The sequence below is a fragment of the Streptomyces sp. NPDC020917 genome (genome assembly GCF_044333795.1).
In the GTDB taxonomy this organism is placed as follows: domain Bacteria; phylum Actinomycetota; class Actinomycetes; order Streptomycetales; family Streptomycetaceae; genus Actinacidiphila.
Genome location: NZ_JBIRRR010000011.1, coordinates 206,429 through 228,836, shown reverse-complemented (window position 1 = coordinate 228,836; position 22,408 = coordinate 206,429). Strand labels below are relative to the sequence as shown.

At 73.0% G+C, this 22,408-nt stretch carries 16 protein-coding genes and 1 pseudogene; 15 read left to right on the top strand and 2 right to left on the bottom strand.

Annotated elements, in window-relative coordinates:
• The first annotated feature begins 122 nt into the window (after positions 1-122).
• The 9 genes from ACH4TG_RS23945 (at position 123) to ACH4TG_RS23905 (ending at position 10,888) form a co-directional block, all read left to right on the top strand.
• A complete protein-coding gene (locus ACH4TG_RS23945) occupies positions 123-809 on the top strand; it encodes a response regulator (RefSeq protein WP_398244501.1) in 687 nt (228 codons plus the stop codon).
• A gap of 191 nt (positions 810-1,000) precedes the next feature.
• The gene (locus ACH4TG_RS23940; RefSeq protein WP_398244500.1) at positions 1,001-2,545 is read left to right on the top strand and encodes a Na+/H+ antiporter; all 1,545 of its coding nucleotides are present in this window, start codon (positions 1,001-1,003) and stop codon (positions 2,543-2,545) included.
• A gap of 293 nt (positions 2,546-2,838) precedes the next feature.
• Positions 2,839-3,723, top strand: a complete 885-nt coding sequence (locus ACH4TG_RS23935; protein ID WP_398244499.1) for an endo alpha-1,4 polygalactosaminidase — start codon at positions 2,839-2,841, stop codon at positions 3,721-3,723.
• 244 nt (positions 3,724-3,967) lie between these two features.
• Positions 3,968-5,311 (top strand): ABC transporter substrate-binding protein, encoded by a 1,344-nt coding sequence (locus ACH4TG_RS23930; protein WP_398244498.1) that lies wholly within the window; start codon positions 3,968-3,970, stop codon positions 5,309-5,311.
• A 9-nt stretch (positions 5,312-5,320) separates the two neighbouring features.
• Entirely contained in the window at positions 5,321-6,316 is a 996-nt protein-coding gene (locus ACH4TG_RS23925; RefSeq protein ID WP_398244497.1) for a carbohydrate ABC transporter permease, read from the top strand.
• Complete coding sequence (locus tag ACH4TG_RS23920; protein WP_398244496.1) at positions 6,313-7,200, top strand: carbohydrate ABC transporter permease; 888 nt, start codon at positions 6,313-6,315, stop codon at positions 7,198-7,200. The genes ACH4TG_RS23925 and ACH4TG_RS23920 overlap by 4 nt, the downstream gene beginning before the upstream one ends.
• 9 nt (positions 7,201-7,209) lie before the next feature.
• A complete protein-coding gene (locus tag ACH4TG_RS23915; RefSeq protein ID WP_398244494.1) occupies positions 7,210-8,238 on the top strand; it encodes a carbohydrate kinase family protein in 1,029 nt (342 codons plus the stop codon).
• Complete coding sequence (locus ACH4TG_RS23910) at positions 8,238-9,548, top strand: alpha-glucosidase/alpha-galactosidase (RefSeq protein ID WP_398244493.1); 1,311 nt, start codon at positions 8,238-8,240, stop codon at positions 9,546-9,548. Before ACH4TG_RS23915 ends, ACH4TG_RS23910 begins: the two co-directional genes overlap by 1 nt.
• Positions 9,549-9,631: 83 nt before the next feature.
• Positions 9,632-10,888, top strand: a complete 1,257-nt coding sequence (locus ACH4TG_RS23905) for a Gfo/Idh/MocA family protein (protein WP_398244492.1) — start codon at positions 9,632-9,634, stop codon at positions 10,886-10,888.
• A 22-nt stretch (positions 10,889-10,910) separates the two neighbouring features.
• Here the strand turns inward: ACH4TG_RS23905 and ACH4TG_RS23900 are convergent, their stop codons facing one another.
• A complete protein-coding gene (locus tag ACH4TG_RS23900) occupies positions 10,911-11,855 on the bottom strand; it encodes a C45 family autoproteolytic acyltransferase/hydolase (RefSeq protein WP_398244491.1) in 945 nt (314 codons plus the stop codon).
• A gap of 465 nt (positions 11,856-12,320) precedes the next feature.
• Here ACH4TG_RS23900 and ACH4TG_RS23895 point away from each other — a divergent pair, with 465 nt between their 5' ends.
• Positions 12,321-13,337 carry a LacI family DNA-binding transcriptional regulator gene (locus ACH4TG_RS23895; protein ID WP_398244490.1) on the top strand — a complete coding sequence of 339 codons (1,017 nt, stop codon included), beginning with the start codon at positions 12,321-12,323 and terminating at the stop codon, positions 13,335-13,337.
• Between the two features lie 129 nt (positions 13,338-13,466).
• On the opposite strand, the gene ACH4TG_RS23890 is transcribed toward ACH4TG_RS23895, so the two are convergent.
• Positions 13,467-15,701, bottom strand: a complete 2,235-nt coding sequence (locus tag ACH4TG_RS23890; RefSeq protein WP_398244489.1) for a glutaminase domain-containing protein — start codon at positions 15,699-15,701, stop codon at positions 13,467-13,469.
• Between the two features lie 581 nt (positions 15,702-16,282).
• Between ACH4TG_RS23890 and ACH4TG_RS23885 the strand changes: the two genes are divergently transcribed.
• From ACH4TG_RS23885 to ACH4TG_RS23865, 5 genes and pseudogenes are all read left to right on the top strand, one after another.
• Complete coding sequence (locus ACH4TG_RS23885; protein WP_398244488.1) at positions 16,283-17,398, top strand: ABC transporter substrate-binding protein; 1,116 nt, start codon at positions 16,283-16,285, stop codon at positions 17,396-17,398.
• Positions 17,399-17,528: 130 nt separating this feature from the next.
• Positions 17,529-19,193, top strand: a complete 1,665-nt coding sequence (locus ACH4TG_RS23880; protein ID WP_398244487.1) for a sugar ABC transporter ATP-binding protein — start codon at positions 17,529-17,531, stop codon at positions 19,191-19,193.
• Positions 19,190-20,155 carry an ABC transporter permease gene (locus ACH4TG_RS23875; protein ID WP_398244486.1) on the top strand — a complete coding sequence of 322 codons (966 nt, stop codon included), beginning with the start codon at positions 19,190-19,192 and terminating at the stop codon, positions 20,153-20,155. The genes ACH4TG_RS23880 and ACH4TG_RS23875 overlap by 4 nt, the downstream gene beginning before the upstream one ends.
• Positions 20,152-21,156 (top strand): ABC transporter permease, encoded by a 1,005-nt coding sequence (locus tag ACH4TG_RS23870; RefSeq protein WP_398244485.1) that lies wholly within the window; start codon positions 20,152-20,154, stop codon positions 21,154-21,156. Before ACH4TG_RS23875 ends, ACH4TG_RS23870 begins: the two co-directional genes overlap by 4 nt.
• Positions 21,157-21,279: 123 nt before the next feature.
• Positions 21,280-22,323, top strand: a pseudogene (locus tag ACH4TG_RS23865) (LacI family DNA-binding transcriptional regulator); the annotation flags it as partial.
• Between the last annotated feature and the right edge of the window lie 85 nt (positions 22,324-22,408).

The window sequence follows — 22,408 nt, the reverse complement described above, 5'->3', positions numbered from 1 at the left end:
TGGCCGGTACGGGCTTGCGCACGTTGGGTGGGTGCAGTGGTTCTTGGCGGCGCCGGCCCGGCCGGGCCTGCCGCACGAGGAGGTGCCGTGCACGGACAGCGTGCCGACGAAGGAGCAGGGCAGTGAAGCGGGTACTCGTCGTCGAGGACGATCCGCCCATGCTCAAGGCGCTGGGCATCGGGCTGCGCGCCTTCGACTTCTCGGTGGTGGCCGCGTCGGACGCCGGGACCGCGCTGGAGCTGGCGGCCCGCAGCGCCCCCGAAGCGGTGCTGCTCGACCTGGGCCTGCCCGACCTTGACGGCCTCGACGTGCTGCGCTCGCTGCGCGCCTGGGGCGACGTGCCCGTCCTGGTGGTGTCCGGCCGCGCCGGCATCTCCACCCGCGTCGAGGCACTCGACGCGGGCGCCGACGACTTCGTCACCAAACCCTTCGCCATCGACGAACTCGCCGCCCGGCTGCGCGCGGTGCTGCGCCGGCCCGCCGCGCTGCACCCGCCGGAGCAGGTGGTCCTCGGGCCCTACACGATCGACCTCGGCGCGTACGCGATCAGCCGCACGGACGGGAGTTCCGGCGACCCGGTGCACCTGACCCCCACGGAATGGCGCCTGCTCTCGCTGCTGCTGCGCAACCCGGACCGCCTGGTCACCGGCCGTGAGCTGCTGTCCGAGGTGTGGGGCAGCGACCACGTACGGAACACCAACTACCTCCGCGTGTTCATGGCCGGCCTGCGCCGCAAGCTCGAACCCGACCCGGCGGCCCCGCGCCACCTGCTCACCGAGCCCGGCCTCGGCTACCGCTTCCAGCCCTGACGGCGCCCATCTCCGCGGCACTTGAGGGCCCCGGCCCCGTCTCCGGAGGCGGGACCGCGCACACCTGTGCGCAAGGGGCGTCAAAAGACCGATAAACTTCTGGTGGTGAGCCGGGAAGTCTGGTCGGCGCGGGGTGTGGTCTGTCATACGTGGTGGCAGAGTCCCCGCCGCACGGGCAGGAGACCGGTTTCATGCGCGCCGTCGGGACGATCCTCTTCCTGGTGATTCTGGCCACCGCGGTGGCCACCTTCGCCCGGCGATGGCGGATCCCCGCGCCGTCGCTGCTGGTGCTGGCCGGCCTCGGGGTGGCACTGATACCCGGCACGCCCGCCCTGCACATCCCGCCGCACACCATCGCCCTGGTCGTGCTCCCGCCGCTGCTGTACGCCTCCGCCGAGGAGTTGTCGCTGCGCGACCTGCGGCAGGTGTGGCGCCCGGTGACCGTGCTGGCCTTCGGCCTGGTGCTCGCCTCGGCCGCCGCGGTCGGCGCGATCGTGATGGCGGTCACCCCGCTGCCCGCGTCGATGGCCTTCGTGCTCGGCGCGGTGCTGGCCAGTACCGACCCGGTCGCGGTCACCGCGCTGGGGCGGCGGCTGTCGCTGCCCGGCCGGGTCCAGGTGCTGGTGCAGGCCGAGAGCCTGTTCAACGACGCGACGTCGCTGGTGCTGTTCAAGGTGGCCGTCGGTATCGCCGTTGCGTCCAGCACCGTCCACTGGCCCATGGCCGTCGGCCAGTTCGCGCTGCTCGCCGGCGGCGGCACCGCGGTCGGCGCGGTCGCGGCCGGCCTGGTCGCGCTGATCCGCAGGCGCACCACCGACCCCGTGCTGGACACCGTGATCGCGCTCGTCACGCCCTACGCCGCCTATGTCCTGGCCGAGTCGGTGCACACCTCGGGCGTCACGGCGGTGGTCGTCGCGGGCGTGCTGCTCGGCCGCTCCGGCCACCGGCTCAGCGACGCGCGGATCCGGCTCCAGGTGCAGGCGGTGTACGCGGTCGTGGTGTTCCTGCTGGAGAGCGTCGTGTTCAGCATCGTCGGCCTCGAACTGCCCGCGCTGGTCCGGGACCTGCCGGCGGACACCGGCTGGTGGCCGTTGCAGGCCGCCGTCATCGCCGTGGTGCTGATCGGCGTCCGCATCCTGTGGATGCTGCCGCTGGCCGCGGTGGCCAGACCGCGCCGCGACGGGCCGTCCTGGCGGACGGCGGCCGTGGTCACCTGGGCCGGCACCCGCGGGGTGATGCCGCTGGCGGCCGCGCTGTCGATCCCGCTGATCGCCGACGACGGGCATGCGCTGCCCGGACGCGAACTCGTGCTGGTGCTGACCACCGCCGTGGTGGTGCTCACCCTGGTCGTCCAGGGGCTGACGCTGGCCCCGGTGGTGAACCGCTCCGGCCTCGCCCTGGAACCGGAGCACACCGCCAAGGAGGAGCTGCACGCCCGCGACGCGCTGACCCGCGCCGCGCTGGACCACCTGGACCAGCTCACCGACCTGGAGACCGTGCCGGAGGCCACTCTCACGCGCATGCAGCGCAACCTGAGCGCCCGCCTCGACGACGAGGGCGGCGGCACGCCGGCCGACTCGGCCGACGCCGCCTACCGGGACCTGCGCCACGAGATCATCGCGGTGCAGAACAGCGAACTGCGGCGCCTGTACGACGACCACGAGATCAGCGACACCACCCGGCGGCGCGTGCAGACCGACCTGGACCGCGAGGAGTCGGCGCTCGGCGAGCGCTGACCCGGGTGCACGGCACCGCACCGCGTCACCCCGCGCGATCGTGCGCAGAACATGAGTGATCATGCGCGTAGCTGACCATAGAGCGGCAGTCTCGCGCATCGATCGCTCATGTTCGCGCGGTTGACATGACGGATTCTTGACGCTTAACTCCCTGCCATCGCCGGATATGAGCACCGGCGTCAGAGGTACGCCTAGCCGGTGGCCGGCCGTCGCGCCGCAAGCCCGGACAAAGTCGCCAGGACCGCGTGCGCGTCCGAGGCGGGGACGTACCCTCTCCCCACAGGAGCTCGAAGATGCGCCATCGCGTCCGTTCCGCTCGCGTCACCGCTCTGGCCGCCCTCGCGGCCGCCGCCGTCGCCGTACCGCTGGTCCTCGTCGACCGCGCAGGCGCCGCCCCCACCGCACCGCCCGCCCACGCCCCGGCCGCCGTACCCGCCTCCCACCGGGCGGCCGCCGCACCCGCGGCGACCGTGGCACTGCCGCCGGCCCACGCCGGGTTCGACTACCAGATCGGCGGCGCCTACACCCCGCCGGCCGGCGTGCAGGTGGTCAGCCGGGACCACGACGATCCGCCCGCCGCCGGCCTGTACAACATCTGCTACGTCAACGCCTTCCAGGTCCAGCCGGGCGCCGAGGGCGACTGGGACGCCGACCTGCTGCTGCGGGACGCGAGCGGGAAGGTCGTCGTCGACCAGGACTGGGGCGAGGCGCTGCTCGACGTGAGCACCGCCGCCAAGCGGACCCGGATCGCCGGCAAGGTCGGCGCCTGGATCGACCAGTGCGCGGCCAAGGGCTACCAGGCCGTCGAGCCGGACAACTACGACAGCTACAGCAGGTCGAAGAAGCTGCTCACCCCCGCCGAGGCCGAGGCGTACATCGGGCTGCTGTCCGCGCACGCGCACTCCAAGGGCCTGGCCATCGCCCAGAAGAACACCGTGGAGCTGGCCGGTGACCGCACCGCCGCCGGCCTGGACTTCGCGATCGCCGAGGAGTGCGGCACCTACGGCGAATGCGGCGACTACACCGCCGCGTTCGGCAATCACGTGATCGTCATCGAGTACACGGCCAAGGGGCTCACCAAGGCGTGCTCGGGCTGGGGCGGCCAGCTGAGCATCGTCCGCCGCGACCGCGACGTGTCCCCCGCCGGCAGCTCCGGGTACGTGCGGAAGACGTGCTGACCGGTCGGGCCGCGGGACGGCGAACCGGCCTGCCCGCGGCCCGGCCCCGCGCTGATTTACCGCACCGCCCGCCGCGCTGACCCGCAATCCCCAGTAGCGGCCAAGGCCGTGGTCATGGACCTGGTCGTGGTCGTGACCGTGACCGTGGCCGTGACTACGGCCGCGGCCCGCGCACCCCGCCCGCTCCTCGGCCGCGGGCTCGCCGAACCGTTCCCCGCACACCCCTTCGCACCGGTGGTGACCCATGCCCCTTCCCTCCGCCGACCTCCGATCACCCCGCCCGGCCACCGGGCCCTCCCGCCGCACCCTGCTGCGGGCGGGCGCCGCGGGGTCGGCCGCCACCGCCGCCGGATCGCTGCTCGCCTCGTGCGGCGGCGGCAGCGGGGCCGCGGCCGGCGGCCCGGTCACCATCGAGATGTGGCACGGCCAGACCGACACCGGCAAGGCGGCGATCGCCGCCCTCGTCGCGGAGTTCCACCGCACCCACCCCGGCATCCGGGTCGACATCGGCGGCGGCGTGCTGTCCGACGCGATGCTGCAGAAGGTCACCGCGGCGCTGGCCTCCGGCACCTACCCCGACATCGCCTACATCTTCGGCTCCGACCTGGCGAGCATCGCCCGCAGCCCCAAGGTCGTCGACCTCACCGCCACCGTCCGCTCGGGACCCACGCCCTGGAACAGGTTCTGGGCGCCGGCCCGCGCCGCGGTCACCGTCAACGGCCGGGTCCGCGCCGCGCCCGCCCTGCTGGACTCCCTCGCCGTGGTGTGCAACAAGAAGCTCTTCGCCGCCAAGGGCCTCGCCCTGCCCGAACCGGGCTGGACCTGGCAGGAGTTCGTCGACACCGCCCGCGCCCTCACCGACTCCCGCGCCGGGGTCTACGGCACCGGCTGGCCCGGCGCGGGCGACGAGGACACCGTCTGGCGGATCTGGCCGATGGTGTGGGACCTCGGCGGTGAGGTCGTCGCCGGCGACGGCAAGCACATCGGCTTCCGGGACACCGGCGTCAAGGCGCTGGAGACCGTCGCCGCCCTGGCCCGCGACCGCAGCGTCTACATCGATCCCAAGCCCGGCAGCGAGCAGATGTACCAGGTGTTCCTCTCCGGCCGGATGGGCATGGTCGCCACCGGCCCGTGGCAACTGCCCGACATCGTCCAGGCGAAGACCGACTACCAGGTGGTGCCGCTGCCCAGCTACAGCCGCCGCCCGATCACCATCTCCGGCCCGGACACCTGGACCGCGTTCGACAACGGCGAGGCCCGCGTCGCCGCCACCCGCACCTTCCTGACCTGGCTGATGCAGCCGGCCCAGGACGTGCAGTGGGACGTCCAGGCCGGCAGCCTCCCGCTGAGCCGGGCCACCCAGGCCCTGCCGCAGTGGACCCGCAAGACCCGTGAGACGGCCGGCCTCGGCGTCTTCACCAAGGCCCTGGAGACCGCCAGGGTCCGCCCCAACCACGCGGCCTACCCGCAGATCTCCGAAGCGCTCGGCCAGGCCGTCACCGCGGTGCTGCTCGGCCGCAGCACACCCGCGCAGGCCCTGCACGACTGCGCCCGCCAGGCCGACGCCGCACTGCTCATCCCGCGCTGAGGAGGACCCATGCCGCGCCTACCCGCCCCGCTTACCCTGCCACCGGAGCACGCCGCCGCCACCGCGGCCTCCCCGTCCGACGCCGCGACCGCCGACCGGCGGCGCCGCGCCCTGCGCCGCCGCCGGCGCGCGGAGTCCGCCACCGCCTGGGCGTTCGTCGCCCCCTCGGTCGCGGTCATCCTGGGCCTGGCGATCCTGCCGGTCGTCTGGTCGCTGCTGCTGTCCTTCCAGGCCGACGACCTGGTCACCCCCAGCCGCTGGGTCGGCCTGGACAACTACCGCGCGCTGCGCCAGGACCCGCACTTCAGCCAGGCGGTCGGCAACACCCTGAAGTACACCGCGATGTACGTGCCGCTCAGCATGGTCCTGGGCCTGGCGCTGGCGCTGGCGCTCAACCGCAGGATCCGCTTCGTCGGGCTGTACCGGACGCTGTTCTTCGTCCCGTTCGTCATCTCGGCCACCGCGCAGGGCGTGCTGTTCTCGTTCATCCTCGACCCGCAGTTCGGCGCCGCCAACTCGCTGCTGCACCACTTCGGCATCTCGCCGCAGGGGTTCCTCACCGACCCGGGCCAGGCGCTGTTCGTGCTGGTGGCGATCTCGCTGTGGAGCGGTACCGGCTTCTGCCTGGTGGTCTACCTCGCCGCCCTGCAGGACGTGCCCGCCTCGCTGATCGAGGCGGCCAGGCTCGACGGCGCCGGCCGCCGGCACCTGCTGCGCCACGTGGTGATGCCCACCCTGGCACCGGTCAACCTCTTCCTCGTGGTGTGGCAGTTGATCGAGTCCCTGCAGGTCTTCGACCTCGTCTACGTCACCACCAAGGGCGGCCCGCTCGGTTCCACCACGGTGGTCGTCTACTTCGTCTGGCAGCAGGCGTTCCAGAACTTCACCGCCGGATACGGGGCCGCCGCCGCGTACGTGCTGGCCGTCGCGCTCTTCGTGATCGCGGCCGGCTCCCGCGCGCTGCGCCGCCGCGCCCCCGGCGGCCAGGAAGGAGCAGCACGATGACCGCAGCGTCCGCGCCCCCGCGGCCCGTTCCGGAGGCCGCCGCGCCCGCCGGGTCCGGCCGTCCCCGCCGGCGGCTGCCGTTCAGCCCCTGGCACCTCGCGCTGGCCCCGCTCGCGCTGCTCTTCGCCCTGCCGCTGCTGTGGCTGCTGCTCAGCTCGGTGATGAGCGACGCGCAGATCAACCGCTTCCCGCCGGCCCTGTGGCCCTCGCACCTGGACTTCAGCGGCTACCGGTACGTGCTGGGCAACGCGATGTTCCCGCGCTGGTTCGCCAACTCGCTGATCGTGTCGGCCGCCACCGTCGCCTCCAACCTGGTCTTCGGCGCGCTGGGCGGGTACGCCTTCGCCCGGATGCGGTTCGCCGGATCGCGGCTGCTGCTGGTGACGATGCTGGCCACGATGGCGATCCCGTTCCAGCTCACCATGATCCCGACGTTCCTGGTGATGAAGAAGCTCGGCCTGATCGACAGCCTGGGCGCGCTGATCGTGCCGTCGCTGGTCACGCCGTTCGCGGTGTTCCTGCTGCGGCAGTTCTTCCTGTCGCTGCCCCGGGAGCTGGAGGAGGCGGCCTGGATCGACGGCTGCAACCGGCTGCGGGTGCTGTGGTCGGTGGTCCTGCCGCTGTCCCGGCCGGCGCTCAGCACGGTCGCCGTGCTGACCTTCCTCACCACCTGGAACGACCTCACCTGGCCGCTGATCGCCATCAACCACGACACCCACTACACGCTGCAGCTGGGTCTGACGACGTTCCAGGGACTGCACCACACCAAGTGGTCGGCGGTGATGGCGGGGAACGTCATCACGGTCCTGCCGGTGCTGGTGGCCTTCCTGGCCGCGCAGAAGTCCTTCATCCAGTCCATCACCTCCAGCGGCCTGAAGGGATAGGTCCAGCCGATGCCGCACACCTTCGACCTGCTCGTCGTCGGGGACGCCAACCCCGACGTCGTCCTCGGCCCGCTGGCCGGTCCGCTCGCCTTCGGGCAGCGCGAACAGCTCGTCCCCACCGGCCTGATCACCCTTGGCGGGTCTGCGGCCATCATGGCCTGCGGCGCCGCCCGCCTCGGGCTGTCGGTGGCCTTCGCCGGCCGGATCGGCGACGACGACACCGGCGCCTACGTCCGCGGCGCGCTGCAGGCGCGCGGCGTCGACACCCGCGCGCTGCGCGCCGACCCCGCGCTGCCCTCGCCGCTCACCGCCGTGCTCAACCGCGAGCACGACCGGGCGATCCTCACCGCGCCGGGCACGCTGCCGGCGACCAGCGGGGCGGACGTCCCCGCGGAACTGCTCGCCCGCTGCCGGCACGTGCACGCCGCGTCGTACTTCCTGATGCCGGAGCTGGCCGCCGCGCTGCCCGCCCTGTTCGCGCGGGCCCGCGCGCACGGCGCGACCACCTCCCTGGACACCAACGACGACCCGGCGGGGGAGTGGGACCCGGCGGGCCTCGCGGCGCTGCTGCCGGTCACCGACGTGCTGCTGCCCAACGCGCAGGAGGCCAGGGCCCTGTCCGGCGTGGACGACCTCGCCGAGGCCGCCGCGCACCTGGCGAAGCAGGGGCCGCTGGTGGTGGTCAAGGACGGCGCGGACGGTGCGCTCGTCCACGACGGGCGCGGGGCGCTGCGCGTCCCGTCCGTCCCCGTGCGGCCGCACGACACCGTCGGCGCCGGCGACAGCTTCGACGCCGGGATGGTCGCCGCGATGCTGGCCGGGCTTCCGCTGCCCGAGGCCGTCGCGCTCGCCGCGGCCTGCGGGGCGCTGTCCACCCGGGCGTCCGGCGGCACGGCGGCGCAACCCACCTGGGCCGAGGCCCGGGCCGCCCTCGCCGCCCCGTCGGACCCCGCGGTCCCGCGCGGCGCGACCGACCCGCACGGCGGGACCGACCCGCACCACCCGAACGACCCGCACCACCACGGAAAGAGCCAGTGATGACCACCACGAAGATCGCGTTCATCGGCGCCGGCAGCGTCGTGTTCACCCAGGGGCTGCTCGCCGACCTGTTCGCCTTCGAGGAGCTGCGCGGGGTGCACATCGCCCTGCACGACATCGACGCCGAGCGCCTCGCCACCGCCGAGGGCGCGGCCCGGCACATCGCCGCCCACCTCGGCGCCGCGCCGCAGATCACCGCGCACGCCGACCGCAGGGCCGCCCTGGACGGCGCGGACTTCGTCATCAACATCGTCCAGGTCGGCATGCGCGAGTCCACCCGCACCGACTTCGACATCCCGGCCCGCTACGGAGTCCGCCAGACCATCGGCGACACCCTCGGCGCCGGCGGCGTGTTCCGCGCGCTGCGCACCTTCCCGCTGCTGCGGGCCCTCGGCGCGGACATGGCCGAACTGTGCCCGGACGCCTGGCTGCTCAACTACACCAACCCGATGGCGATGAACGTCCAGTACCTCGCCCGGGCCACCGGGCTGACCCGGGTGGTGGGCCTGTGCCACTCCGTCTACTGGACCATGCGGGACCTCAGCGAACTGGTCGGCGTCCCCTACGAGGAGGTCCGCTACCTCGCGGCCGGCGTCAACCACCAGGCGTGGGTGCTGCGTTTCGAGCACGAGGGCCGCAGCCTCTACCCGGTGCTCGACGCGGCGATCGAACGCGACCCCCAACTGCGCCGCCGGGTACGGATCGACATGTACCGCAGGCTCGGCCACTACCCGACCGAGACCAGCGAGCACAGCTCGGAGTACGTGCCCTGGTACCTCGGCCACGCCGAGGAGGTCGAGCGGCTGCGGCTGCCCGTCGGCGCCTACCTCGGCATCGTCGACGACAACGTGGCCGAGTACGAGAAGACCCGGGACGCGCTGCGGTCCGGCAGCCCGCTTCCGGTGGCCGGCACCATGGAGTACGCCCCGCAGATCGTGCACAGCATCGTCACCGGAACGCCCCGCACCGTGTACGGCAACGTGCCCAACCGCGGCCTGATCGCGAACCTGCAGGCCGGCGGCACCGTCGAAGTACCCTGCCTGGTCGACGCGTCGGGCGTGCAGCCGACCGCGGTCGGCGAGCTGCCGCCGCAGTGCGCCGCCCTCAACCGCACCTACCTCAGCATGAACGACCTGGTCGTGCGGGCCGCCCTGGAGGACGAGCCGCGGCACATCAGGCACGCCCTGATGGCCGACCCGGCCACCGCGGCGGCGCTGCCCGTGCCGCGGATCTGGGAGCTGTGCGACGACATGGTGCGCGCGCACGCCGACCTGCTCCAGCCGGGCCTGCGCGCCGTGCTGGGCAGCTGACCGATCGGGGCCGGGCAGGGGCTGTCCGGGGCGGAGGGAGAGCGGGGATCGTGGACGGTGCGGCACCGACGGGAGGGGAGACCATGGCAGAGGTGACACTGGTCCTGGCCGGGGCAGGGCTGCGCGGGCAGGGCTATGCCCGGCACGCGGTGGCCGAGGGCACGGGACGGGTGGTGGCGCTGGCCGAACCCGATCCGGGCCGGCGGGCCGCCGCGGCACGGGAGTTCGCGGTGCCGCCGGACCGGGTGTACGGCGACTGGTCGGAACTCGCCGCGGCCGGGCGGCTCGCGGACGCGGCGATCGTGGCCACCCAGGACCGGCAGCACCGCGAACCCGCCGTCGCCTTCGCCGACCTGGGCTACCACGTGCTGCTGGAGAAGCCGATGGCCACGACCGACGCGGAGGCGGCGGAGATCGCCGCGGCCGCCGAGCGGAACGGGATCATGCTCGCGGTCTGCCATGTGCTGCGCTACACGCCCTACACCCGCCTGCTCAAACAGCTCCTGGACGACGGCGCGATCGGCCGGCTGGTGAGCGTGCAGCACCTGGAGCCGGTTGGCTGGTGGCACCAGGCGCACTCCTTCGTGCGCGGCAACTGGCGCCGCTCCGACACCTCGGCGCCGATGCTGCTCACCAAGTCCTGCCACGACCTGGACTGGTTGATGTACCTGTTCGGCCGCGCGCCGCGCCGGGTCAGCTCGTTCGGCAGCCTCACCCACTTCCGCCCCGAGTCGGCGCCCGAGGGAGCGGGCGGCCGCTGCACCGACTGCGCGGTCGAGAGCACCTGCCCGTACTCCGCCAAGCGCCTCTACCTGGACTGCCTCGCGGACCCCGAGCAGCACTTCTGGCCGCTGTCCGCGGTCACCACCGAGCGCACCGAGGAGGGCGTCCTCGCCGCGCTGCGCACCGGCCCGTACGGCCGCTGCGTCTACGCGTGCGACAACGACGTGGTCGACCACCAGGTGGTCGCCATGGAGTTCGACGACGGCGCCACCTGCGCGTTCACCATGTCCGCGTTCACGCCCATGGGCCACCGCAGGACCCGCCTGCTCGGCACCCACGGCTACCTCGACGGCGACGGCGTCACCGTCACCCGCACCGATTTCCGTACCGGCACCGAGTCCGTGCTGGACAGCCGGGCCGGCGCCGGCCCGTCCGCGGCCGACGGACACGGCGGCGGCGACGAGGGGCTCGTGGACGCCTTCCTCGCCGCCGTCTCCACCGGCGACCCCGCCCTGCTGAAGTCCGACGCCGCGACCTCCCTGGCGAGCCACCGCATCGTGTGGGCCGCCGAACGGGCCCGCACCACGGGCACGGTGGTGACCCTGCCGGACGCCTGAGGCCGGACGGGCGGCGCGGCGCTCAGCCCGCGAGGCCGAGCGCGAGCGTGCGGGTGCCCGGGGTGAACTCCGCGAACGACTGGGACCAGGAGCCGCCCGGCCAGTGGTAGGCCACGCGGCCCTCGGCCGGGTCGTAGCGGGCGGTGTAGAGCGTGCCCAGGCCCTCGTCGTACGCCGTCTGGTACAGCGGCGGGCGCAGCAGCGCCGCCACGTCCGTACCGGCCGCGCGCACCGCGTCCAGCCGCTGCCGCGTGCGGGAGAACCGCTCCACTTCGTCGGGGACCGGCTGGTCCTGGTGGTTGGTGGCGCACGCGTCCGGCGCCACGGTCAGCGGGATGTCCGGCCCCAGGTACACCGTCACGGCCCGCTCCCGGTCGACCAGGGTGAGGTTCTGCGGCATCGAGATCGGCAGCGGGGCCAGCCTGGCCAGGGCCTCGTCCACCGTGTCGCAGGTCTCCAGCACGTACCGGAGGGCGATGAGCACGGTGAATCCGGGGCCGTGCACCAGGCGCCCGCCGAACGTGAGCGAGACCGCGAGCCCGGCGTCGTTCATCCCGTCCAGCAGGCCCCAGCCGCAGTCCTGCATGCCGATGACCGGGCGCAGGAAGCAGGTCGAGGCGATGGTGCCCTCGCACTCGTCGGGCGTGAAGTCGTAGTTGCGCAGCAGGGTTCCGGGTGCGCCGATCTGGGTGCAGCCGGAGAAGAACGGCCGCAGCGCGGCGAGGGTGAGGAGCGCCTCCGCCCCGGGCCGGTCGAGCCCGGCGGCCAGACGGTCCAGCACCGGTACCAGTTCGGGCATGTGCGTCTCGAAGAGCGCGCGCGCCCGCGCGGCGCCCTCCGCCGTCCGCCCCTCGTCGGACAACCAGGTCCGCGTGTACGGCCACATCGCCTGTGCGTGCGCCGCCCACCGCCCGTCGCCGCCGTCGCCGACCTCGATCGCGCGGAACGTCATCTCCCGCTGCCCCATGGCTGCCGCCCCCTCCTGAACGCCGGATGAGGAGCGTCAAGGTAGCAATTTCGGGGCCAATTGCCCAGATTCGGTCGCGGGCCCGGTACGGCTGCCCTGCCGGAGCGGGAGGACGCGGCGGTTCCGGCGAAGCGGACCGCCCGCACACCGTACAGTCGTGCCTTAATCCTCCGACCTCCGCGCGGGCGGGGCGGGTGGGGCCGGTTCGACCCGGCGGGCGTTCAACGTTATAAAGCAGGGGTGTTCCAGCGTGGCGGAGAAGGGGGCGGCGGCGACCGCGGCGCGTCGCTGTGCCTGGTGGGGCGGTAGCGAAGTGCCCCGGTCCACTGGTCGTCGTGTCCGCGTCACCTGCGGGGAGAACCCGCGATCAGGGGCTTGCGGTGGCCTGATGAGGATATATAACGTTGTAAAACCTGAGCCAGGGAACGCCGTGCCTGACGTAGGGAAGCCGAGGGAAGGAACTCCGTGGGCGCCAGCCTGAAAGACGTCGCGCAGCTGGCCGGCGTGTCCGTCAAGACCGTCTCGAACGTGGTCAACAACTATCCGCACGTCACCCCGGGGATGCGCGAGCGCGTCCAGCGGGCCATCGACGAGCTGGGATACCGGCCGAACCTGACCGCCCGCCATCTGCGCAAGGGCAGGACCGGCATCATCGCGCTGGCCGTGCCGGAACTCGGCAACCCCTACTTCGCGGAGCTGGCCGGCGCGGTGATCGACGCGGCCGCCCGCCACGACTACACCGTGCTGATGGACCACACGGCCGGCCAGCGGGAGAAGGAGGTGCTGGTCACCCAGGGCTTCCGGGCACACGTCATCGACGGCCTGATCCTCAGCCCGATCGAGCTGGAGACCTCCGATCTGATCGGCCGCCGCGACGACGCACCGCTGGTGCTGCTCGGCGAGCGCGAGTACGACGCGCCCTACGACCAGATCGCCATCGACAACGTGGCCGCGGCTCGCACCGCGGTGCGCCACCTCACCGGGCTCGGCCGGCGCCGGATCGCCTTCATCGGCGCCCGCCGGGAGATGGCCAGGCGGCCCGCGCACCTGCGCCTGCGCGGCTGGCGCGAGGAGCTGGCCGAGGCCGGACTGCCGTGCGACGAGGACCTGGTGGCGGCGACCGACGGCTACGGGCGCTGGGACGGCGCCGCGGCGATGAACGCGCTGCTCGACCGGGGCACGCAGCCCGACGCGGTCTTCGCCTACAACGACCTGATGGCTCTCGGCGCGATGCGCGCCCTGGTCGAGCGCGGACTGCGCGTCCCCCAGGACATCTCGGTGGTCGGGTTCGACGACGTGGAGGAGGGCCGTTTCTCCACCATCGCGCTGACGACCGTCTCCCCGGACAAGCAGGCCATAGCCCGGCTCGCGGTAGAGCGTGTCGTGGCCCGGCTCACCGGCGCCCCGGAGATGAACCCCGAGCGGATCCAGCCCGGATACACCCTCATCGCCCGCGAGTCCACGGCCCCGCTGAGCGCCTGACGCTCCGTCAGAGCCGGTCGGCGGCCACCGGCCCCACCTGCCACCCGGCCCGCGGCGCCCCCAGCGGCCCGCGGGACCCGTCAGCCTTTTCGGGAGGCTGACGGGTCCCTTGCCCTCGGGGAACGCGGGTCAGTGGCCCAGGCTGAGGAGGGCGAAGATGCCGCCCACCACCGGCCGGGCCTGGAAACCGCTCTGGTTGCACGCGACCGTGTCGTACCAGTCGGTGAAGGGGACCCGGCTCGGCGTGGTCGTCGCGAAGTCGTACAGCGTGTCGATCAGCACCTTGCTGACCGGGTGGCCGCGCAGCCACGCCGCGGTCCACATCTCCCAGTCGGCCTTGGTGTACGCGTGGCGCGGGTCGAGCGGCACGCCGAACTGGTTGACCTGGGTCAGGTACCAGTCGGCCTCCTCCTGGGCGACCGAGGACGGGACCAGGCCGAGGCCGAGCAGCGCGTCCGGGTAGCCGTTGTACTTCAGGCTCCAGGTGCCCGGCTGGTCGTAGGCGAGCTTGAGGTGGTCCGGCGTGGTGTCCTGCGCCTTGGTCACCCACTGGCCGGCGTAGTCGCGGGCGGTGGCCCGGTAGCGGGTGGCGTCGGTGGCGTTGCCCGCGATGGTCGCCACGGACGCCATCGCGCCGATCGCGAGGATGCCCTTGAGCGCCAGGTTGGCGCTGTGCGCGATGAACCCGGTGAAGTCGTCGGTCTGGTTCTGGAAGCCCGGGTCCAGCGCGTTGGCGACCAGGTAGTCGGCCCACTGCCGCAGGATCGGGTAGTGCGCGGCGGCGAACTCCTTCGCCGCCGCGGCGTCTGCGCGGGCGAGGTAGGCCGCCGCCATCAGCAGCATGTTGGCCGACTCCTCGACCGGCATGTCCTCCTCGTTGCCGTCGTTGTGGCCCGACGCGTTGGGGTAGCTCGAGCCCAGGTCGTGCTCGGCGAACTCCTTGGGCCAGCCCCCGTTCTCGGCGTAGTCCAGCATCGGTTCGATGAGCAGCCGCAGGTACTCCGGGTCGGTGTAGAGGAACACCGGCATCGTGGGGTACGTGACGTCCACCGACGAGACGTTGCCGTCGGAGGAGATCTCCTTCAGGAACGCCCACGGCTTGCCGTTCCTGCTGACCAGCTCGGTGGCGCCGTACGCCTGGCGCAGCGAAAGCGCGCACAGCGCCGCGTAGTTGGCCCCGCCGGCGGCGGTGGCGTCCCGCTGGATCCGGCGGTCCAGCGCGTCGGTCCTGGTCTGCGCGGCCGCGGAGTCGGCGTGGAAGAACGCGGCCATGTCCTGCCAGGAGGACCAGTACGACTTCCACAGTGGCGGGAGCTGCTCGCCGAGGTAGCTCACCGCGGGTTCGCGGACGTGACCCACCGACAGTTGCGCGGTGGCCGGCGCGTTGCGGACGCTGCCCAGGTCGAAGTGGAAGGCGAACACCGGCCAGCGGTCGTTGATCGCCCGCGGCTGTCCGGTGTCGGAGGTGTTGCCGAGCCTGCCGTCGGCGAGCGCGGCCGGGCGCACGACGGTGTCCGCGCCGATCTGCCAGGTCAGGCCCGACCGGCCGGCGGCGCTCCACACCACGGTGCCCCAGGACGCCGTGTCGCCGCTCTCCTTGAGCACCTGGGGGCTGTCCGGAGTGAAAGACAACGATGTCAGACTCGGCCCGGACCCGGTCGCCGCGATGTCCTCCTGCGCCCAGCGGATCTTCGTTCCGGAGTTGCCGTGCGCCCACTCGCCGGAGATGTCGAAGTACAGCGCGACGTCGTGCGCCTTGCCGTCGACCGAGCGGACCTCCGCCGTCACGTACGACATCGGGATCGACTGGCGCTTGAGGTCGCCCGGCTCCACCGGCGACAGGAACGTCAGGTTCATCCGGACGCCGCCGCCCTCCAGGACGAACAGCGAGCGGGTCGCGGTCAGTTGGAGCGAGCGCTGGACCAGGCCGCGCGGCAGCGGGTGGTTCGGCACGTTGGGCGCGCCGAGGAACAGGTACGGGGTGCCGTCGATCACGGCGATGCCGGTCATCGCGGTGACCCGGCCGGTCCAGAAGGTGGGCCAGTGGCCGGACATCACGTCGGCCGCCATCCAGGTGCTCAGGTACGGGGAGCGCACCGCGAGCGGCACCGCCGGCGGCCGGATCGGGTCGAACGCGGGGAGCGCCGGGGTGGCCGCGGTGAGCGGGTCGGCGCCGGTGGACCGGGCGGTCGCGGTGGCCGGCGCGGCCTGCGCGCCGGTGACGGCCCCGGGCAGCAGTGCCGCCCCGGCCGCGCCCAGACCCACCGCGCCGGACCTGGCGAGCAGCCCGCGGCGGCTCACGCCCCCGGTGTCGCTGCGGGGCGCGCCGCCGGGTGCGGCGGACGGCGTGGTGCTTTCTGACATGCGAAGACCTCCTGGTACGTCACGCCGGCCGGCGTGCGAACGCCGGGCGGCGTCGTCGGTACGGCTCCGGTCGCGCACCCGGGCAGGGGCGGTCAGGGTCCGGACGCGACGAGGCGGCCGCGCGGGGCCCGGGGGCTGCGATCGGTGGGGAACGGCGGGGAAGCAGGGGAAGCGTCGGGGCAGGACATCGAGCGCGGTTCCGACGGACACCGCGGCGGCTCTCTCGGCCCTGAAGTAACAACGTTGGAAAGCATCGGAATGACAGCACGCAGCGCCCCCGTTGTCCAGACCCGCGGCGCATACTTCCGGGCCGGGACCGTCCGCGGGTGCGCGGAACGGGCCGGCCGGCACCCCTTGCGATGCCATCCACCTGTGAATCTCGGGTCGTTCGGCACTAGACGGGCCAACTCGTGTGACGGAAGGGCTTTCTGAGCGCCGGACAGAAATCTGTGCACGGACGCTTGACAGCGTCCGGTGGGTGCCGCAGGGTCTCTACAACGTTGGAAACAGCGCGGGAGGACAGCGACTGCTCCCCGCACCCTCACCCCACCCTTCACTGCCCCTGAGGATGTGATCGGCGCATGAAGACCCTTCCCCGTGCCAAGGCCGTGGCCGCCGCGATGATCACGGCCGGCCTGTGCCTGTCCGCCGCCGCCTGCACCAACTCCGGTAACGACTCGTCGAAATCGCCGTCCAGCAGCGCCACGGACAACAGCGCGGCGGCCCAGCAGGTGGCCACCCCCACCGACAGCTCCGCGGGCCCGGGCTGCACCTTCGACAGATACGCCGGCGGCGTTCCCAAGCTGGACATCACCGACGGCAAGACGGTCGTCGGCTTCTCCCAGTCGGAGTCGACCAGCAACCCGTTCCGGGCGACCGAGACCAAGAGCATCGAGAACGAGGCCAAGCGGCTCGGCGTCAAGCTCATCGAGCGCAACGCCAACGCCGACGTCAACGCCCAGAACTCGCAGATCCAGGACATGATCGCGCAGGGCGCCAAGGTCCTCATCGTCGCGCCGGAGAACTCCGACGGCCTCGGCCCGGCCCTCGCCCAGGCCAAGGCCAAGAAGATCCCGGTGCTGACCATCGACCGCACGGTCACCGGCACCGCCTGCACCGACTTCATCGCCTTCATCGGCTCGAACTTCTACGGCCAGGCGCAGATCGCCGCGGACGACCTGAACACCGCGACCGGCGGCAACGCGCACGTGGCGATCCTCACCGGCACGCCCGGCAACAACGTCACGACCGACCGCACCAAGGGCTTCCAGGACCAGGTCAAGGCGAAGTACCCGAACATCAAGATCGTCGCCTCGCAGACCGGCAACTTCGCCCAGACCGACGGCCAGAAGGTGATGGAGCAGCTGCTCCAGGCGCACTCCGACATCAACGCGGTGTACGCCGAGAACGACGAGATGGCGCTCGGCGCGATCCAGGCCATCAAGTCGGCCGGGAAGACCCCCGGCAAGGACGTCAAGATCGTCACGATCGACGGCATCCAGCAGATGGTGCAGAACGTCGCCGACGGCCTGGCCGTCGCGGACATCGAGACCAACCCGCGGTTCGGCCCGCTGGCCTTCCAGTCGCTGCAGAACTTCTACGGCACGGCCGGGGTCCAGGACAAGGTGATCATCAAGGACGGCCACTTCACCGCCGCCAACGCCAAGCAGGCGCTGGCACAGGGCCTCGTCTACTGAGTCCACTGACCGTTGCACCGGCAATACGACGGGCCGGCGGGACACGGCGATCGAGCCGTGTCCCGCCGGCCCGGAACCGGCGCCCGGGCCGCCGGCACGGCAGCCCCGTACGAGGAGGCGGACAACGACCATGGTCCAGCAGGACCTCGACCCCCGCAGTGACTCCGTGCTGGAGGTCTCGGGGGTGCACAAGAGCTTCGCGGGCGTCCACGCGCTGCGCGACGTGGACTTCGCCCTGCGGCCCGCCGAGGTGCACGCCCTGATCGGCGAGAACGGCGCGGGCAAGTCCACCCTGATCAAGGTGATCACCGGGGTCTACCGCCCGGACGGCGGCCGGGTCCGGCTGGCCGGGCGCGACCGCGACTTCCGCAACCCGCTGGAGGCGCAGGCCGCGGGGATCTCCACGATCTACCAGGAGGTCAACCTCGTCCCGCTGATGTCGGTGGCCCGCAACCTGTACCTCGGCCGCGAGCCGCGGCGGTTCGGGCTGGTCGACGTCGGCCGGATGAACCGGGAGGCCACCGAGGTGCTCGGCCGGTACGGAGTCGACGTCGACGTCACCCGGCCGCTGCGCACCCTGGGCCTGGGCGCCCAGCAGATGGTGGCGCTGGCCCGCGCGGTCCAGGTCGACGCCCGCGTGGTCATCATGGACGAGCCCACCTCGTCGCTGGAACCGCGCGAGGTCGAGACGCTGTTCTCGGTGATCCGCCGCCTGAAGGAGCAGGGCATCGCGGTCGTCTACGTCAGCCACCGGCTCGACGAGCTGTACGCGATCTGCGACCGGGTCACCGTGATGCGCGACGGCGAGGTCGTCCACACCGGCGAGATCGCCCAGTTGGAGCGGCTGCGGCTGATCTCCCTGATGCTGGGCCGGGAGATGGCGACGGTGCGCGACAAGGGCACCACCGCCTTCGACTCCGACCGGCACGAGCGGCGCACCGGCGAACCCGTGCTCGCCGCCGAAGGGCTGACGGTCCGTCACCGGCTGCACGGCGTCTCCCTCGACATCCACCCCGGCGAGGTCGTCGGCCTCGGCGGGCTGCTCGGCGCCGGCCGCAGCGAGACCGCCAAGGCGATCGTCGGCGCGCTGGGCACCGACGCGGGCTCCGTCGAGGTGGAGGGCCGGCCGCTGCACCGGCGCAGCCCCGCCGCGGCGATCCGGGCCGGCGTGGTGATGCTGGCCGAGGACCGCAAGGCCGAGGGCATCATCCCCAACCTGTCGGTGCGCGAGAACATCTCGCTCGCCGCGCTGCCGCGCCTGTCCCGCGCCGGACTGGTCTCCCAGGCCAAGCAGGACGAGGTCGTCCGGTTCTTCATGGAGCGGTTGCGGATCAAGGCGTCCGGGCCCGACCAGAAGGTCAGCGACCTGTCCGGCGGCAACCAGCAGAAGGTCCTGCTGGCCCGCTGGATGTGCCTCAACCCCAAGGTGCTGCTGCTGGACGAGCCGACCCGCGGCATCGACGTCGGCGCCAAGGCCGAGGTGCAGTCCATCATCGACGAGCTCGCCGCCGACGGGCTCGGCGTGCTGCTCATCTCCTCCGACCTGGAGGAGCTGATCGAGGGCTCCGACCGCGTGGTGATCCTCAAGGACGGCCGCGTGGTGGGGAACCTGGACGGCGCGGACGTCAGCGAGGACGGCCTGCTGGACGCGCTGGCCACCGCGCCGCCGCTGTCGCCCGACGCCCCGGACCGACCCGAAGACGAAGGCCCGGAGTCCGGGCCCGAGAACCCCGGCGGGACGCCGCAGACCGCAGCGGAACCGGTCGCCGCGCCCGTGAAGGAGAACCAGCCATGACCTCCCTCACCTGGACCGGACCCGCGCTGGACCGCGCACGGGTGCGGCGCCTGCTCCAGGAGTACGGCGTCTACGCCGCGCTGGCCGTGCTGTTCGTCGTCGCGGTCGGCCTGGACACGTCGTTCGTGCAGATGAGCAACATCCGCGTCCAGCTCTACCAGGTCGCGCCCACCCTGCTGGTGGCCCTCGGCATGGCGCTGGTCATCGGCACCGAGGGCATCGACCTGTCGGTGGGTGCGGTGATCGCGCTGGCCGCCTCCGTGGTGCCGCTCTACGCCGGCTACGGGCTGCTGCCCTCCCTGCTGGTGGCCCTGGTGCTGGGCGCCGCGTCCGGCGCGGTCGGCGGCGCGATGGTGGCCCTGGCCCGCATCCAGCCGATCGTCGCCACCCTCTCGCTGATGATCGGCGTGCGCGGCCTGGCCGAGATCGTCAACGGCAACTCCGCCAAGCCGGTCACCCAGTCCGGCCTGCTCGACCTCGGCTCGCGCAGCCTGGCCGGCATCCCCGAGATGGCCTGGATCGCCGGCTTCTGCGCGCTGCTCACCGGGCTGCTGGTGCGGCGCACCACCTTCGGCCGGCAGCTCGTCGCCATCGGCGACAACCGCCAGGCCAGCCGGCTGTCCGGGCTGCCCGTGCGCCGCGTGCTGATCACCGTGTACGTGATCTCCGGCGTGCTGTCCGCCCTCGCCGGCGTGCTGATCGTCGGCCACGGCGCCGAGGCCGACCCGGCCAACCAGGGCCTGAACATGGAACTCAACGCGATCACCGCGGTGGTCGTGGGCGGCACGCCGCTCAGCGGCGGCCGGGTCCGCGTGCTCGGCACGGTGGCCGGCGCGCTGTTCATGCAGCTGATCACCGCCGTGCTCACGCAGCACAACGTGCACACCTCGTACACCCAGATCGTGGAGGCCGCGATCATCTGCTTCGCGGTCTACGCCTCCCAGGAGCGTGGTACCCGATGACCTCCACCGTGCTGCCGCCGCCGGCCACCGCGAAGGCCCGCGCACCGCGGGCCACGCTCGGCGAGCGGATCGCCTCCCAGGTGCAGCGCCGTGGTGCGCTGGCCGTCCTGGCGCTGGTGGTCGTCATCGCCTCGTCGACCTCCTCCACCTTCCCCACCTGGTCCAACATCAGCAGCATCCTGGGCAACAACGCGTTCGTGTGGCTGCTCGCCCTCGGCATGACGTTCGTCATCATGACCGGCGGCATCGACCTGTCGGTCGGCTCGATGTACGCGCTCGGCGGCGTCCTCGGCGCCTACGGGTCCACGCACGGCACCTGGCTGGCGATCCTGCTGCCGCTCGCGGTGGGCGCGGCCTGGGGCACCGTGCAGGGGCTGCTGGTCGCCAAGGCGGGGATGGCGCCGTTCATCGTGACCCTCGTCGGGCTGCTCGGCCTGCGCGGACTGCTGCAGGCGGTCACCAGCGAGGGCGCCACCACCTATCTGGTGCCGCAGCACTCGGCGTTCCGGCACCTGGGCGCCGGCGTGTGGACCCCGGTGCTGATCACCGCGGCGCTGTTCGTGCTCGGCGCGGTGCTGCTCACCCGCACCGGCTTCGGCCACACCCTGACCGCGATGGGCGGCAACGAGAACGCGGCGGTCCTGCTGGGCCTGCCCGTCGCCCGCAGCAAGGTGCTGGTCTACCTGCTGTCCGGCACCCTCGCCGCGGCGGCCGGCGCCCTGGGCGGCGCCCGGCTCGGCTCCGGCGTGACCACCATCGGCATCGGCTACGAACTGACCGCCATCGCCTCGGTGGTGATCGGCGGCACCCTGCTCACCGGAGGCAGCGGCTCGGTCGGCGGCACCGCGGCGGGCGTGCTGCTGCTCGCGGTGATCCACAACCTGATCGACCACTACTTCTCGCAGTACGGCTCCGCCTTCACCGACACCGTCAACGGCGGCTTCCTCGCGGTCGTCGTACTGCTGCAGACCCTGCTCAGCCGCAAGCAGCAGCTCGAATGACGGCCGCCTCGCGGTCGGTCGTCCCGTTCACTTCCTCCGCGGACGGCCGCGCGCCGCACCCGCCAGGCGAGCCGAAGGCGCCGCGCGCGCCCCGGCCCGGGCAGCCCAAGGAGAGGAGCCGCCGTGGGCGTCAGCCTCAAGGACGTGGCGCTGCGCGCCGGCGTCTCGGTCAGGACGGCCTCCAAGGTGGTGAACGGCAGTACGCACCTGCGGCCGGACACCCGTGACCGGGTGCTGCGCGCCGTCGCCGAACTCGGCTACCGGCCGAACCTGACGGCCCGTCAACTGCGCAGCGGGCGCACCGGCCTGATCACCATGGCCCTGCCCGACCTGGCGGGCCCGTACTTCGCGGAGCTGGCCGGCGCGGTCATCGAGACCGCCGGCCGCTACGGCCGCACGGTGCTGCTGGAGCACACCGGCGGCTCGTACGAGCGTGAGGTCACGGTGTGCAACGGCGCCCGCTCGCACCTGGCCGACGGGCTGATCCTCAGCCCGGTGCGGCTCGCCGAGGAGGACCTGCTGGCCCGCGCCGACCGCTCCCCGCTGGTGCTGCTCGGCGGGTCCGCGTACCAGGTGCCCTTCGACCACATCGCCATCGACGACGTCGCCGCCGCCCGCACCGCGGTCCGGCACCTGGCCGGGCTCGGGCGCCGCCGGATCGCGTTCCTCGGCGCCGGGGCCGACCGCGGCCGCCGCCAGGCCGATCTGCGGCTGCGCGGCTGGCGCGAGGAACTCGCCGCCGCCGGCGGGGAGCCGCACCCCTCCCTGGTCGCGGCCACCGAGGGCCGCGGCCGCCAGGACGGCACCGCCGCGATGGCCCGGCTGCTCGCCGGGCGCCGCCGCCGCGGCCAGCAGGCCCCGGACGCCGTGTTCGCCTACAACGACCAGATGGCGCTGGGCGCGATGCGCGCCCTGGCCCGGCACGGCCTGCGGGTGCCCGAGGACGTCGCCGTCGTCGGCTTCGACGACACCGAGGAGGGCCGGTACGCCACGGTCTCGCTCACCACCGTCGCCCCCGACACCGCGGCCATCGCCCGGCTCGCCGTCACCCGGCTGCTGGAGCGCATCACCTGGGACGGCGCCGCCCCGCCGCCCGCGCCGGTGCGCATCACCCCGGGCCACACCCTGGTCGTCCGGGAGTCGACCGCCGGCCGGTCCGGGACCGGACGCGCGCCGCCCGGCGCGGGCCGTACCGCGGCCGCCCGCTCCCACCTGCCTCCGCCGACCGCCCGCCCCGGCAGTCGCCCGTCGC

Excerpts from the sequence above, each read along its gene's own strand:
- ACH4TG_RS23905 (WP_398244492.1), top strand. The coding sequence starts at position 9,632 with ATGGCAGAGGTGACACTGGTCCTGGCCGGGGCAGGGCTGCGCGGGCAG.
- ACH4TG_RS23885 (WP_398244488.1), top strand. The coding sequence starts at position 16,283 with ATGAAGACCCTTCCCCGTGCCAAGGCCGTGGCCGCCGCGATGATCACG.
- ACH4TG_RS23870 (WP_398244485.1), top strand. The coding sequence starts at position 20,152 with ATGACCTCCACCGTGCTGCCGCCGCCGGCCACCGCGAAGGCCCGCGCA.
- ACH4TG_RS23875 (WP_398244486.1), top strand. The coding sequence starts at position 19,190 with ATGACCTCCCTCACCTGGACCGGACCCGCGCTGGACCGCGCACGGGTG.
- ACH4TG_RS23880 (WP_398244487.1), top strand. The coding sequence starts at position 17,529 with ATGGTCCAGCAGGACCTCGACCCCCGCAGTGACTCCGTGCTGGAGGTC.
- ACH4TG_RS23935 (WP_398244499.1), top strand. The coding sequence starts at position 2,839 with ATGCGCCATCGCGTCCGTTCCGCTCGCGTCACCGCTCTGGCCGCCCTC.
- ACH4TG_RS23915 (WP_398244494.1), top strand. The coding sequence starts at position 7,210 with ATGCCGCACACCTTCGACCTGCTCGTCGTCGGGGACGCCAACCCCGAC.
- ACH4TG_RS23925 (WP_398244497.1), top strand. The coding sequence starts at position 5,321 with ATGCCGCGCCTACCCGCCCCGCTTACCCTGCCACCGGAGCACGCCGCC.
- ACH4TG_RS23910 (WP_398244493.1), top strand. The coding sequence starts at position 8,238 with ATGACCACCACGAAGATCGCGTTCATCGGCGCCGGCAGCGTCGTGTTC.
- ACH4TG_RS23930 (WP_398244498.1), top strand. The coding sequence starts at position 3,968 with ATGCCCCTTCCCTCCGCCGACCTCCGATCACCCCGCCCGGCCACCGGG.
- ACH4TG_RS23920 (WP_398244496.1), top strand. The coding sequence starts at position 6,313 with ATGACCGCAGCGTCCGCGCCCCCGCGGCCCGTTCCGGAGGCCGCCGCG.
- ACH4TG_RS23900 (WP_398244491.1), bottom strand. The coding sequence starts at position 11,855 with ATGGGGCAGCGGGAGATGACGTTCCGCGCGATCGAGGTCGGCGACGGC.
- ACH4TG_RS23890 (WP_398244489.1), bottom strand. The coding sequence starts at position 15,701 with ATGTCAGAAAGCACCACGCCGTCCGCCGCACCCGGCGGCGCGCCCCGC.
- ACH4TG_RS23940 (WP_398244500.1), top strand. The coding sequence starts at position 1,001 with ATGCGCGCCGTCGGGACGATCCTCTTCCTGGTGATTCTGGCCACCGCG.